General features: G+C 35.8%; 12 protein-coding genes. 6 read left to right on the top strand and 6 right to left on the bottom strand.

The annotated features are described in order from the left end of the window. Positions 1-91 precede the first annotated feature (91 nt). Together ND855_RS11085 and ND855_RS11080 are read right to left on the bottom strand one after the other, a co-directional pair. Entirely contained in the window at positions 92-1,531 is a 1,440-nt protein-coding gene (locus ND855_RS11085; RefSeq protein ID WP_265358389.1) for a sodium:solute symporter, read from the bottom strand. A gap of 19 nt (positions 1,532-1,550) precedes the next feature. After that, entirely contained in the window at positions 1,551-2,150 is a 600-nt protein-coding gene (locus tag ND855_RS11080) for a CBS domain-containing protein (RefSeq protein WP_265358388.1), read from the bottom strand. Positions 2,151-2,273: 123 nt separating this feature from the next. On the opposite strand from ND855_RS11080, the gene ND855_RS11075 reads away from it, so the two are divergent. The 4 genes from ND855_RS11075 to ND855_RS11060 are packed head-to-tail and all read left to right on the top strand — an operon-like array spanning position 2,274 to position 7,434. After that, entirely contained in the window at positions 2,274-4,175 is a 1,902-nt protein-coding gene (locus tag ND855_RS11075; RefSeq protein ID WP_265358387.1) for an AMP-dependent synthetase/ligase, read from the top strand. Then, complete coding sequence (locus ND855_RS11070) at positions 4,172-5,746, top strand: acyl-CoA dehydrogenase family protein (RefSeq protein WP_265358386.1); 1,575 nt, start codon at positions 4,172-4,174, stop codon at positions 5,744-5,746. The genes ND855_RS11075 and ND855_RS11070 overlap by 4 nt, the downstream gene beginning before the upstream one ends. Positions 5,747-5,749: 3 nt before the next feature. Next, complete coding sequence (locus ND855_RS11065) at positions 5,750-6,991, top strand: sensor histidine kinase (protein WP_265358385.1); 1,242 nt, start codon at positions 5,750-5,752, stop codon at positions 6,989-6,991. A gap of 20 nt (positions 6,992-7,011) precedes the next feature. Next, positions 7,012-7,434, top strand: coding sequence for a MaoC family dehydratase (locus ND855_RS11060; RefSeq protein WP_100727638.1), 423 nt, complete (start codon positions 7,012-7,014; stop codon positions 7,432-7,434). Here the strand turns inward: ND855_RS11060 and ND855_RS11055 are convergent. Continuing rightward, the gene (locus tag ND855_RS11055) at positions 7,418-7,783 is read right to left on the bottom strand and encodes a DUF1292 domain-containing protein (RefSeq protein WP_265358384.1); all 366 of its coding nucleotides are present in this window, start codon (positions 7,781-7,783) and stop codon (positions 7,418-7,420) included. The genes ND855_RS11060 and ND855_RS11055 overlap by 17 nt on opposite strands. After that, positions 7,783-8,076 (bottom strand): HNH endonuclease, encoded by a 294-nt coding sequence (locus tag ND855_RS11050; RefSeq protein ID WP_265358383.1) that lies wholly within the window; start codon positions 8,074-8,076, stop codon positions 7,783-7,785. Before ND855_RS11050 ends, ND855_RS11055 begins: the two co-directional genes overlap by 1 nt. A 49-nt stretch (positions 8,077-8,125) precedes the next feature. Between ND855_RS11050 and ND855_RS11045 the strand changes: the two genes are divergently transcribed. Beyond that, positions 8,126-9,238 (top strand): acyltransferase family protein, encoded by a 1,113-nt coding sequence (locus ND855_RS11045; protein ID WP_265358382.1) that lies wholly within the window; start codon positions 8,126-8,128, stop codon positions 9,236-9,238. Here the strand turns inward: ND855_RS11045 and ND855_RS11040 are convergent. Next, positions 9,235-10,611 (bottom strand): flavin monoamine oxidase family protein, encoded by a 1,377-nt coding sequence (locus ND855_RS11040; protein ID WP_265358381.1) that lies wholly within the window; start codon positions 10,609-10,611, stop codon positions 9,235-9,237. The two genes, ND855_RS11045 and ND855_RS11040, sit on opposite strands and share 4 nt — an antisense overlap. A gap of 82 nt (positions 10,612-10,693) precedes the next feature. On the opposite strand from ND855_RS11040, the gene ND855_RS11035 reads away from it, so the two are divergent. Continuing rightward, on the top strand, positions 10,694-12,829 hold the full coding sequence (locus ND855_RS11035; protein ID WP_265358380.1) for a 7TM diverse intracellular signaling domain-containing protein: 2,136 nt from the start codon (positions 10,694-10,696) through the stop codon (positions 12,827-12,829). Here ND855_RS11035 and ND855_RS11030 read toward each other — a convergent pair. Next, positions 12,826-13,752: a 50S ribosomal protein L11 methyltransferase gene (locus ND855_RS11030; protein ID WP_265358379.1), complete on the bottom strand. Its 927-nt coding sequence runs from the start codon at positions 13,750-13,752 to the stop codon at positions 12,826-12,828. The genes ND855_RS11035 and ND855_RS11030 overlap by 4 nt on opposite strands. Position 13,753: the final 1 nt, after the last annotated feature.

The raw sequence follows: 13,753 nt of genomic DNA, 5'->3' as shown, positions 1-13,753 counted from the left end.
TCTCCCTCGAATTATAAGATTTCGAGGAGGAGGAGAAGCTGAATGTGTGCGAAAAATTTCATTGTTAACTTTTAGACGAACAAATCATGGATTATCTGTCAACTTTTTTTAGCATTTTTCCTATTGAAACAAAACTAAGTAAAGAGCCAAATCCGATCGGGACAAGAAGGGTAAAGGAAAGTTTCCAAACCAAACCAACACCTACTGTAGTGAGGATACTGCAGAGAAACAATAGAGAAAATAGAAAACCTGTGATGGGAAGTTCCTTTTTCCCTTTGGCTAAAAAGAATACAGCGATGGATGGGCCAAGTGTGTAAGAGAAGATGGTGAGTCCCATTTCCAAAATTCCTTTCTCCCAAGTGTCGACGAGTGTATAAGGAATGAGGCTTGCAAAAAAGAGAAGAACCCCAAAGAACAAAGACAAAATTCTTGGACTAAACCACTTGTCCATTTCCCAGTCCCGTGCCCAAGTGAGGGATAAAGAATTGATCGTGGAACTGAGAGTGGACATCGCACTGGCAAGGATGGCAGCAACAAGGATCCCAAGGAATGGAGATGGAACTTCCGTGATGATAAAATGACTAAATACTTTATCTGGCGGAATGGATTTTCCATTATAAAAAACAAACAAAAGTGATCCAATACACAAAAAGAGTAAAAATTGAAAGAAAACAACGATACCACTTCCAATCAAAATCTTTTGACCAGAGAGTAAATTTTTTGTCGCAATCACTCTTTGGACTAACATCAAATCAGTTCCATGAGAGCCAATCGAGATAAAAGCTCCTCCGATGATGGCAAACAGAATGAAATAACTATTATCTCCTGTTTGGTTATAGTCGAAAACAAACACTTTCCATTTTCCTAGAGATTGTAAATGTTGGATTGCGTTTGAAAACTCGATACTTCCAAAATGCGAAAAAATCAATACAAGTGCAAATATCCCACCAAGAATATAAATGATCCATTGTAAGACATCTGTAAAAACAATGGCTCTAAATCCACCAAACACAGAGTAAATGATGGTGACTATACTCAGAATTGTGAGAGCTAAAATTCCAAGTATCTCTGGTGATACAGAAAATCCCATTCGTTCCAAAAGAAATGCAATCGGTAAGGAACTTACATACAAACGGATTCCATCACCGAGTAATCGTGAAATCGTAAAAACAAAAGAGATCGTTTTTTGAGGGGATTTTCCGAATCGAATCCCTACATATTCATAAACTGAGATGGTATTGCCTGAAAAATAAGAAGGCAAAAGATACAAGGCCACAATAGTCCTTCCAAAAATATACCCAATTGAAATCTCTAAAAAACGAAAATCTGTTTTGTAAGATAAGGAAGGAATACTTAAAAATGTTAAACTAGAAGTTTCAGTTGCCACTAGCGATAACATCAAAAACACCCAATGGATTTCTTTTTTCGCTAAATAAAAGTCATCTTCTTTCTGAGTGTTCTTTGCAAAGTGAAAACCAAAATAGAACACGATGATAAAATAAATCAGTATGACAAAAATGTCCCAAATCATAATTTTCCTTTTACAATGATTAAACCGTTAAACTCAAATTGGGATATTTCAAAAGAAGTCGAAGTAAATCTGATCTTGTGATGATTCCAATAGGTAAATTATCGTCATTTACGATCGGCAAACAACCAATTCTTTCTTCAAGTAAAACCTTTGTCACCTGCCTGATTTCTGCACCTGCAGTTCCAACTAATACTCGTTTGATCATAGCATCTGAAACAGGCATTCCCTTTTCATAGGATTTCATTTTGTCTAACAAATCCCTGTCAGAAACAAATCCCACTAGTTTTCCCGACTCGTTGGTAACAGGAAGGTGTCGGATTCCTTTCTCCATCATAAAGTCGAGGCAAGTTTCGATGGTTTCGTCTTGGGTTTTGGTCCAAACGGGATTTGTCATGATCTCGTGGAGGAAAAAAACAGGTTTTTCTGTCGGAAGGGAGGATTCTTTGTAAACATCCCCTGGAGTTCGGTGGAGAAAAGAGCCAGTGGGAGTTGTTCCTGGTTCTCCTTCCCCAATGGCTGGTGCTGAAGGTTTGCCGGATGGGTGGACCATTGGGACACGATTGGGTTGGATTTGCGGGGGATTGGGGGAAATTCGGCCGTCATGGATCCAAAAGAACATAATTATGCCCTACCTTTCTGAAAAGTTTGTCAAAAATAAGAAAAAACTTGCAAAAAACGAACAGTGATTTTTTATCCATCCTACATTTCCTGTAAAAAGAACGAACTGAAAAAGGCAAAACCTATGAACCAAAACTACCAAATCCTTTACCAAGCATTGGAATCCGTCGCAAATACCTTCCCAACGAAAATTTCGTTCCGGAAACGGAAGTCGACCACTGAGTTTCCTGGGATCAGTTTTGGAGAATTGAAAGAGTTTGTCGACCACTTGACTTCGGGATTCATCGATCTTGGTGTTGAGGTAGGAGACCGAATCGGATTTTTTTGTGATGCATCCGTTAATTGGCTTCGGACCGATCTTTCGATTTTAACGGCTGGTGCGGTGGTAGTCCCAAGAGGGACAGATATCGTTCGTGAAGAAATTTTATACATCTTAAACCATTCTGAAGCAAAGTTTTTGGTGGTTCAAAAACCAAAAGACAAAAAGAGAATCGATGACTTGTTAGGTGAACTTCCTCATTTGAAACAAATTTTTGTTTTGGAAAATGAACAAGGTGAACTTATTTCTGGACCTAATTCTATTTTGTCTTTGGTGGAAAAGGGAAAAGAAATTTGGAAAACAAATGGAAAACAAAACTTAGAAAATCGAATCAAACAAATTGATCCAGATGCTTTGGCGACTTTAATTTATACTTCAGGGACTACAGGAAATCCTAAAGGTGTGATGTTGTCTCAAAAAGGATGGATCACAGCCATTCAAAATACGATTGCACGTTTGGATATGAATTCAAATGACAATGCTGTTAGTTTATTGCCACCTTGGCATGCCTTTGAAAGAGCAATTGAATATGCAGGTATATTCCTTGGTTTAGATTTTTTGGTTTCCAATATGACAAGCCTAAAGGATGACCTTCGTGATTTTCGACCTACGATTTTTCCATCCGTTCCAAGGATATGGGAATCTGTTTATAATGGGATTATGGCAAAAGTTGCTAAAGAAGGTGGATTCAAAGAAAAGTTATTCCATTTCTTTTTAAGCGTCGGTGCTACATGGGCACGTTTCTATGCGATGTTTATGGGATTTGAGTTTGAAATCAAAAAACCTAACATAATCTTTTCGTTATGCAAACGTAGTTATGCATTATTGATTTTAATTTTTCTCTCTCCTTTTAAGTTACTCAGTATAAAAATTTTTTTGACCATACACAAAGCATTGGGTGGAAGGATACGAATTTGTATTTCTGCTGGATCTGCTTTACCAAGTGTTGTGGATGGGTTTTTATCCGCCATTGGATTAAAAGTTTTAGAAGGTTATGGAATGACAGAAACTTCTGCTGTTGTTTCCATTCGATCCAATACAAAACCAACCAAAGGAACTGTTGGAATACCAATTGATGGTTATTCTATTCGTTTAAAAGATGAAACAGGTAAAATCCTAACAAAAACAGGAGATAAAGGGACTCTTTGGATTAAATCCAAACAGATATTAAAGGGTTATTATAAAAGACCTGAACTCAATCAGGTTGTTTTTGATTCAGATGGTTTTTTTGACACTGGTGATTTGATGATGATTTCACATCGAAACGAACTTGTGTTTGCTGGTAGATCGAAAGATACCATTGCTCTCATAGGTGGTGAAAACGTTGAGCCAATCCCAATTGAAGACAAACTGTTAACATCGTCTTATATTGATCAAGTAATGGTAGTTGGTCATGATAAAAAAACATTGGCTGCGCTGATTGTCCCGAATTTTGAGGCGGTTGAAGCAAAAATTCCGGGTTTATCAAAAGACAAAGCTGTTGAATGGAACTCGAATCCGAAAGTTCGTGAACTATTTCGATCGGAGATTTCTAAAATTATATCTAAGGATAATGGATTTAAGTCTTTTGAAATGATTCCAGCTAACAATTTCTATGTGGTGCCAAGGCCATTTGATCCAGATGTGGAAATGACAAGAACTCTTAAAATGAAGCGAAATATAATTTCGGAAGTATTTACAAAACAAATCGAAGGAATTTACCAATGATTAATCCCAAACTAAATCCTTATCTGGGTGATGAGGAAAGAAGTTTTTACAACACAGTCTTTCAATTTTCAGAAGACAAGGTATACCCATCATCTGAAGAAAGGGACGAAAAAGAAATTTGGTCTGACGAACTCTGGAAAGAGTTTTCGAAAGCAGGTTTAACTGGTCTAACAATACCAGCAGAATACGGTGGTGAAGGTGCAAGTTGTTTGCTTTGTTCAATCGCAACTGATGCATTTGCTTCTGGTTCATTAGATGGAGGTATTGGTTTATCATGGGTTGCCCATTTGGTTATTGGTACGATGCCAATTGTATTCCAAGGAACTGAAGCCCAAAAAGCCAAATACCTCACTAAATTAGCAACTGGTGAATGGATGGCAGGATTTGCTCTCACAGAACCAGCGTCAGGTTCCGATGCAGCTTCCCTTCTAACAAAAGCAGAAGAAGTGGAAGGTGGATGGAAATTAAATGGATCAAAAACATTTATCACAAATGGTCCTGTCGGACAGGTGTTTATTGTCATGGCAAGAACTTCCGAAAAAGGAAGAGGACCCATGGGAATCTCTGCGTTTATCGTGGAAAGCAACACACCAGGATTTAAGGTGAGTAAGGTTTTAAAAAAATTAGGCCATCATACTTCTATGACTGCTGAACTGGTTTTCGAAGATATGATCATTCCAAAAGAAAACCTTCTTGGACCATTAAACACTGGTTTTATGAGGATAGGAAAGGAAACTTTGGAATGGGAAAGAACTGTTTTTGTTGCTGGATTAAGTGGAGCAATGGAGTTCTGTTTCCGCAAAGGAATGCGATATGCCAATGAAAGAGTCCAATTTGGGAAATCGATATCCAGTTTTTATGGAATGCGAGATATTCTTGTAAGAAACTGGGTTTATATCCAAGCAGCCAGAAGATTGATTTATTGGGTAGCAGAGAGAAAAGATAGGGGAATTCCTTCACCACTTGAAAGTAGTTTAGGTAAATTAATTTCATCTGAACTCGCTGAAGACGTAGCAAAAGACACTGTACAATTGTTTGGTGGATATGGTTACATGAAAGAGTATGCTGTTGAAAGATTTTACCGTGATGTCAAATTGGGAACGATTGGTGGTGGAACAAGTGAGATCCAAAGATCAATCATTTCTTCGTTATATCCTGGTAAGGAAAAATTCCAAAAAGAATTTAGTGCCATTGGAAATCCACAGAGTGTAACTGATTCCATTCAAAATTTACTTTTTGATATCATTCTAATAATGGATGGGGAACCAAACCGTAAAAAACAACAATCCATTGAATTTGCTTTTGCAGATGTGTTATCGGTTTTTGTGATCCTATGTTTATCTGAAATTGACACTCATAAAACGATAGATTCTTATCCAAAAGAAGAAAAAATGATAGATCGGAAGTTACTTTCGTATTATCTTGTGGGTAAGTATTTAATGTCCATGAGCCGACTCAATCAATTCGTAACAAAAGAACTAAATGAAATTTGGAATCTCTATAGAGAGTTAGCAAATTCAATTGAGGAAACAGTTCATACAAGGTTTTCTTCTCTTCAGGAGTTAGCTTAAATTGTGAAAGCAGCTGCCCGGATTGCAATTTTTTATTTGTTCTTCGGGTATCTGTGGATTTATTACTCTGATTATGCAATTTCCTTATTTTCGCTTTCAGCAGAAGATATTAGGGAAATTCAAAGCTTAAAAGGGTGGGGATTTGTTACAATCTCAGCCTTTATCATCTATTTTCTGTTAGTTCGGGAATTAAAATACCAAAAAAAAGTATTGTCCGAGAAGTTTGAATCGGATCAATTATTCCAAGTTATATTGGAACGAATTGAAGATGCAGTGATCGTCTTCAATTTGGATACTTGGAAAATTGATTTTTTAAGTGAACAAGTCTGCCGGTTATTTGATGCCAAAACTGGCGATATTTTATCGAATCCGCAAATATTGATAGATCGTGTTTATGAGGCTGACCGTGCGCGTATGACTCAAATATGGATGAATCAATTAAGGGAAAATCATACGGGTTTATTGTATCGGATTCAGATGAAAGATGGAAAAATCAAATGGGCATTGGAACACCGATTGTTCATTCCATCAATAGATGGAAGTCCAAACAAAGCAGTAGCAGTTATCTCGGATATGACCAGTTATATGGAGAATCAGACCAAACTGGAGCAATCTTTAAAAGAAAATGAAACTTTGCTAACGGAAGTCCACCATCGTGTTAAAAATAACCTCGCTGTTATCATTTCCTTTTTGCAATTACAAGTATATTCCTCTCCACCTGAAACCGCAGATATTTTAGAACAAAGTATTGTTAGAATTAAAGCTATTGCACTTGTGCATGAAAAATTATACAGCGGTAAAAACTTATCAGGTTTGAGTTCTGTCGATTATATCACAAGTCTTGTTGAAAATATAAAACTCATGTATATGCGTACAGATATTCTCATCGAACTAGATATTCAAAAAATGGAGTTTAATATCATAGATGCAATTCCAATGGGACTTATGATAACAGAGATGTTAACTAATAGTTTTAGACACGCATTTAAAATTCCAAAAGAAGATGCACAAATCAAAATTGAATTTATTGTAAATGAAAATGGTCAATTCGAATTAAAATATCGTGATAATGGAAGTGGATTTCCAATTGGTTTTGATTATCGAAAAGCAGAAACCATTGGATTGTCAGTTATTTTTTCATTGAGTAGTCAACTAAATGGGCGAGAGATTGAATGTTCCTCAAGCCCTGGCCAAGGTGTCTTTTATCATTTTTCATTTTCGCCTAAAAGAATAAATTCAAAATAATATACATAGTTGTAGGTTTTATGTACAATCAAGGAAAACGTTTTTCAGAAATCCAAATTGGAGAAAAAGCATCGTTTACAAAAACAATTTCGGAAACAGATGTTTATCTTTTTGCTGGGATTAGTGGAGATTTTAATCCTTTACATGTGGACGAGGAATATGCCAAAACAACTAGTTTTGGAACAAGAATCGCACATGGGGGCCTTGCTGCTTCCTTACTAGCTCCTGTATTGGGAATGAAGTTGCCTGGCCTGGGAACTGTTGCTTTAGAAACAACAACTAAGTTTCGAAAACCAGTTTATTTTGGAGATACAATCACCTGTTTGGTGGAAGTGGTTGAAAAAGTAGAAAGGATAAAAGCCGTTAAAATGAAAATTGTTTGGTCTAATCAGAAAGGAGAAGTGGTTAGTAAAGGTGAGACCTTGGTCATTCCTCCTGGTTGAGGAATTGGCCAACTAAACCAATTTCATCTTCTACGAATTCACGAACTTCTTCTAGTTCATCTTCATCCAAAATTTCTTCTAAAATTTCTTCCCCAGCCTCGTCTTGCCCAAGTCGCATGACTATGTATCCTGGCACTTCCGAATCTGGATCATCCATTTCTACATTCACAAATTGGTATTCTTGCTCTGTTGTGGGTATAAAAACGAGATAATCATTTCCGAGTAAAGAAAATGAATAAAAAACTTCCCATTGGTAACTATTTCCTTTTTCATCCACCAAATCAATTTCTTCGGAAGTTCGGTTGGGTAAAAAATCATCTGCTTGGAATCCAAATTCCTTATTTTCCATTAGTTAAAGAATTCCTTCTCAAAGGGTAGACTATGTTTTTTTTTGAAATTACATTCTTTACATGCAGGAACTAAATTAGCTTTGACTGACTTCCCACCTCGTATAAGTGGAATTAGATGGTCCATTGTTAGGTCTTCAACTTTGAATTTTTTACCACAATAATGGCAAATTCCAGAGGCACGTTTGTTTTTCCACCAAGCTGTATTTTTTAAGTCTTTGGCTTTTTTCCTTTCCCTTCGGATTTCTTCATCGCTGACATCAGAGAAAAATGGTTCTAGCGGAGGATCGGTCATACCTTAAAAAAATCTGTTATTTTCCCTTCGTCAAGAAAAAGATGGAGGAATGGGACGACTCATATACCTAGATAATTTACGTTCTTTTGCCTTATTACTTGGGATTGTTTTCCATTCTGCGATTGTTTACGCTTCAGATATCAAATATGCCATCCAAACAGAAGAACGAAGTGAAATTTTATCCTACTTTTGTTATTGGATCCATAGTTTTCGAATGCCAATGTTTTATATGATTTCTGGTTTTTTTTCAGCAATGGTCATTGAAAAAAAAGGAACTTCATTTTATTTAGATGGGAGATTAAAAAGAGTATTGATACCAACAATTTTTGGATTGTTGTTTCTAGCTCCGATTCAATATTTTTTGATGGAAAAACTGAATGCACCTAATGTAAGTTTAGTGGATTTTTTGAGTTCGTTTTTTACAAAAGATAAGTTTCAACATTCTCATATTTGGTTTTTAGTTGATTTATTTTTGTTTAGTATGATTTATGTTCTGGTACAAAAACCTTTGAATCGATTTGCTAAGTGGAAACCATTTAGAAATTTATACGGAAAAGTATTTTATCTACTTTGTTTTTCTTTTATTCTAGTTCTCTTGGCCCATACACAATTTGGAAAAGGGGAATCTATTTACGGTATTTTTAAATTAACCTTTGTTTACCAGTTTGCTTTTTTTATTGTGGGTGTGTTTTGTTTTTTTTGGAAGGAGATACTTTTTGAAGTTTCCATGCCAAAATTAAAACCTTACGCGATTTTGGTTTGGGCTATCTTAGTTTCTCTTTTACTCATGGAGTTAGAAATTTCCGATCCTTTATGGATTTATTTTTCCTATGCAAATCCAATGTATCGTATTTTCCATATTTTTTTATGGGTTCTTTCGCCATTTTTATGGACTGTATTCTTTGTATTTGCCTTTGTTCAATTCGGAAATGATGAAGGTAAAATGGGAACATATATCATCGAAGCAAGTTTACCAATTTACTTATTGCACCATCCAATTTCACTAACGTATGCTTATATGATGAAAGAAAGTCCTTACCCGATTTGGGGTAAGTTTCTCTTTCATAATCTTTTTGTTTTGGTGTTTAGTTTTCTACTCTATGAGATTTTAATCAAAAGATCGCGATCGTTACGTTTTATCTTTGGATTAAAAATAAATTAAGTTTTACTAATGGCTTGGATGGCAGAGGCAACTGCACTATCCATACTTCCCGTGTGTAAGGCAAGATGTTCTCCTGCAAAAAATACTCTTTCAAACGGTTCGTTCCAAACATCTTTGATTCCATAACTACCTGGTGGGAATAGGGATACAAACCCTGACCTACCGGTTGTTTTTTGAAAACTATGGAAATGGAAAGGGTTTTCTTGTAATAACTCAAAATTGCCCAATTCTTCCAGAGCAGACAACATCAGGTTTTTTTTCTGACGATCACTTCCTTTTTCAAATAAGGAAGCTTTATCCCCAGTTGATATAGACGTAACGGCCGTTATATTTTGGCCAATCGCTTGGTCAGAAACATATAAAGTTTCAGCGGCCGTATTCGTGGACTGGAAAAAATTAGAATAAGTACTATTACTTTTTACAAAACAGATGTTCTTTGAAATTTTACCTGTTTGCATGCGCAGAGCAGAATAGATTAGATCCTTCGGTAAAGTTGGTGTCCACTTGATGTCTAACACAGCTGCAGAAGGCAATGTACAAACAATCAAATTTCCTTTGATGATACGTCCAGAGGATAACTCAACAGACACTTGGTTTTTCTGTTGGGAAACTTTTGTTGCTGATTCCCCAAGTAATAATTCTTGTCCCTTTAATTGTGATACAAGTGCTTGGATGATTTGTTCTGCTCCGCTACTAACCAAATACTTCGGTTTGAGTGCAGATTGCAGTGCTGAGAGGTCATCTAATACCGATTCACTGGAGATTTGGTTTAAGTCAGCACCCAAAATGATACGATAAAGATCATTCATTGACCTTATTTCTTCTTCTGTTAATCCTTGGTACCTTGCATAAGATGAAAAATTGATTTTATCCAATCCTTGTTTTTGGCCTGTGCCTAAAGATTTGTGTAAATCAATGACTTTATCTAATGTATCGATGGATGAACTAGAAATTTTATGTAGGTCGGAATTGTTTTTAGATAATGAAAATCGTTCTGTGACATTTGCATTCACTAACTCAAGCCCTAGTTGTTTGACAAGACTCTTAATGTCTGTTTGGTTCTCGCTAATCCATTCGCCACCTAAGTCTTGTACAATTCCCAAACTAGGATTGGAATAAGTGGCAATCCTACCACCAAACTGGTCTCCTCTTTCGACGACTGTTACATCATAACCTGTTTGTTTTAATAAGTAGGCAGAATAAAGTCCCGACAAACCCCCACCGAGTACGATGGCTTTTTTTGCACCTGAGGTTCTTGTTTTTGTTTCTGCGTTTACCACACCTGTGGATTGTCCGTAGAATTTTTTAGGGGAGAGGAGGCTTAAGCCCGCTGCTGTGGCAGTCAAATTTTTAAGGAATGTTTTTCGATTCATAGAACTTTCCCCTATTTTACCACTGAAAACAAAAAAGGCTAGAAAAATTACAAAAATAGATTCTATTGACCTTGGCTTTTTTATGCGAAATACAAAGACAATTTTTAATATTCCAATCCTCTCCTTCCTTCTTGCGTTTCTACTATTCCTTCCTGCCAATTTCTTAAGTGCGGCACCTAAAATTGATTTGGCTACCGAAATGAGTGGAGTGGCAATCTGGAACCAAGTTTTGGTTTTGGAGGACCCTACCCAATCGATTCCAGAATCAACGATTGTTTCGGGTGAAAAAGATGGAGAATTCAAACAACTCTCCTCACCTAATTTAGGTTTTTCTCAGTCTGTGTTTTGGGTCAAATTAGATGTTACCAATCCAAGTTCACAAATAGTGCGCTGGAATTTGTTATTTGATTTTCCTCTGATAGACGAAATCCAAATTTTAGGTGACCCAGTTCCCAAAAATTCGTTACGAAAACTTGGTGACACTTCACCTTTTTCCGAACGAAATGTGGAGTACAGAAATCCTGTTTTTCCCTTCGAAACACTTCCTAAAACAAACTCTGTCTATTATCTCAAAATTAAATCCGAATCAACTATCCCATTGGCATTGGAACTTTGGACGGAACGAGAATTTAATGAAAAGATAAACAAGGAACAGATAATCTTCGGGATCTTTTACGGAATATTGTTTGTGATGATTGCTTACAATTTTTTCATTTATATTTTTACGTATGAAAAAAGTTATCTACTGTATCTTTTTTTCATCAGTTCTATATTTTTCTTTCACCTAGTGAACAATGGATTTGCTTTTCAGTACATTTGGCCCAATTGGGTCTTTTGGGCAAATTATTCTTTGCCATTTTTTATCTGTTTGTCCTGCATCACGGGAATCATTTTTACTCATAATTATTTAAGTTTGAAAAAACACCTCCCAAAAGTTTCCAAATTGATGTGGGTTTGGGTAGGTATCCTTGTTTTGTTTTCTTTCATTACGTTTTTTTTACACTACCGAGTTGCGATGGTCACCTCTATATTGTTAACAGTTCCCACTGCACTTTTACTAGTGTATAGTGGAACATATACATTTTTGGCAAATGTTCGAACTGCGCGGTATTATCTAATCTCTTGGTTGTTTTTTTTGTTAGGTGTTTTGTTATATTCTTTAAAAAGTTTAGGATTTTTATCAGACAATCATATCACAAGATGGACCATTCAAATTGGAACAGCCTTACAAACAATTTTATTATCATTAGGTTTGGCAGACAGAATCAATTTTTTAACCAGAAGTTTGAGGGAAAATCTGAGGGATCTGTCTCATGCTAAGATAAAAATTGAAGAATCTGAAAAACGTTTTAGAGAAATTTTCCAAGGATCTGATGAAGTGATTTTAATGATGAACGAAGATTTTGAAATCATCAATGCGAATCGATCATTATCAAAACACCTTGGTTATCGATTAGATGATTTGAGAAACAAAAAAATTACAGAAATCCTTTATACAGGAAGAGACCAAAAATCAGATTATAACGTGATGTATGTAAATGACAAACTCACAGACTTAAAGATGACTGGATCTGCAATCAACTTTCGAACTGAGTTGTCACAAAAGTATGTAAAAGAACCAAAAGAAATGGTATGTCGTATCCAATACATTGATTTTGAAGAAACAAGAGAAGTGTTAATGACCTTATCTCCCGAATATGAAGATACCATTATCCAACTCATTGATTCTGAAAAAATTGAACTTTCTATGAATAATTATCTACGAAATGCAGAACTTGTTTCCCAAAAAATAACTTCGCAATTAGCAAAATATCTAACAAACATTGAACAAACGGAAGTTCGCTCTTCTGTTCGAGAGATCATCATCAATGCTGTTGAACATGGAAATTTGAATATCAGTTTTGATGAAAAATCAAAAGCACTGATGGAAGGAAATTACTTAGAGTTTTTGCAAAAACGACAAGAAGATCCAAGGTATCGTCACAAAAAAGTAAAAATAGAATATTCCTTTAGCAATGAATATGTAGCTTATCGAATCACCGATGAAGGCAGAGGATTTGATCATAAAAAACATATGGAAAAATCGTTAGATGCAATGAACGAGGCACATGTCCAACACGGAAGAGGGATCCTCATGACAAAATCGGTATTTGACCGAATTGAATACAACGACAAAGGGAATCAGGTCAGTTTGATCAAATTTCTCAATCGTGATTAATTTTTTTGCCAGTCTAGAACCCACCATTCATTCCATTCCTTGGAATAAAGGAGTTTTCCTGGCAAATGACTTTGTAATAAACTTAAAAATTCATCTTTTTTCTCGGTGATGATTCCTGAAAAAATAATTCTAGGTGCATTGATTTTTGCCAAATGACGGATGTTTTGTGATAGAACTGCAAACGTTATATTGGCAATTGCCAAATCATATCTTTCATTAGAAAGTTTAGGATTGTCGATCCCTGATTCTTCTACACTAAATTGAAATCCTTTTGGGTATTCGTTTTCAGTCCAGTTAGACCAAGCTGCTTTCACAGCATTTGGATCTATGTCCAAAGCAAAAATTTTACTCACTCCAAACTTAGCAAGACCAATCGATAAAATTCCAGAACCTGTCCCTACATCACATGCTGATTGGAATAAAAACTTACCTTCTGCAAATAATGAATCCAAATGTTCTAAAATGAGTTTGGTCGTTTCATGGTGACCTGTTCCGAATGCCACACCAGGGTTAATGAAAAGAGGAATGCCTCCCGTAGGTTTCCATAATGCTATTGTATTCGGTTCATTTTTTTCCCAAGTAGGGATCACCCAAATTTTATTTCCAATAGGGAAGGGTTTGTAATATTCTTTGTATGCTTCTTCGTAATCCCTGGTTTCAATGATACGGGATTCCGAATTAGAATTGTTAGGTGCATGAAGTTTTAGAAAGATTAGAATTTTTAATTCCTTTTCTACTTCATCAGTTTGTAAATAAATACGAATATTTGTATTGTCTCGGATGAGGCCCTGGTCTTTTTCTTTTGGTGCTTCACCGTCAAAAAGAATTTCATAATAACCAGCACATTGCAAAGAATCTAGAAGTTCATAAAATGGATCTGATAATTCTTTTGGTAAATTGACTTTTAATTCTCGGTATTCCAAA

The organism is Leptospira paudalimensis, from assembly GCF_026151345.1.
Lineage (GTDB): Bacteria > Spirochaetota > Leptospiria > Leptospirales > Leptospiraceae > Leptospira_A > Leptospira_A paudalimensis.
The sequence above is the reverse complement of the archived record's forward strand: the minus strand, read 5'-3'. Positions and strand labels throughout refer to the sequence as shown.